This window comes from Lysinibacillus sp. GbtcB16 (genome assembly GCF_019091145.1).
GTDB classification, from domain to species: Bacteria; Bacillota; Bacilli; order Bacillales_A; family Planococcaceae; genus Lysinibacillus; species Lysinibacillus fusiformis.
On sequence record NZ_JAGXJV010000170.1, the window covers coordinates 1 to 388 of the forward strand.

Annotated in this window: 1 protein-coding gene; it reads right to left on the reverse strand. The window is 49.2% G+C overall.

Features of this window, described 5'->3' with window-relative positions; genetic code table 11:
- The coding region (locus KVT27_RS23870) for an agmatine deiminase family protein (protein WP_217582099.1) at positions 1–388 on the reverse strand (388 nt) is incomplete at both ends.

Sequence of the window (388 nt, forward strand, 5' to 3'; positions counted from 1 at the left end):
GGTCTGTTTCTTCCGCTGTTCCGCCGAACACAGGCAATATGATACCGCCGTTAACAAAATAAAAGTTCAGATAGCTTAGCGTCAAGCGCTGCTCCTCAAAGAATGTAATCGGCGGCTGCTCGATTTGAATAATCTCGAAGGAACGCCCTTTGGCGTCGGTCGCATTACGCAAAATCTGCAAGTTCTCCTGCGTAATCGCATAGTTGGCATCCGAAGGATCGTTGCATACTTGCAAAATCACTTTGCCTGGTGTCGCGAAGCACGCAATATTATCTACGTGGCCATCCGTCTCGTCGCCATCCAAGCCTTTGTTCAGCCAAATGATTTTCTCCACGTTCACGAAGCTCTTAACAAGCTCTTCGATCTCGGAACGGCTCAGCTCCGGGTT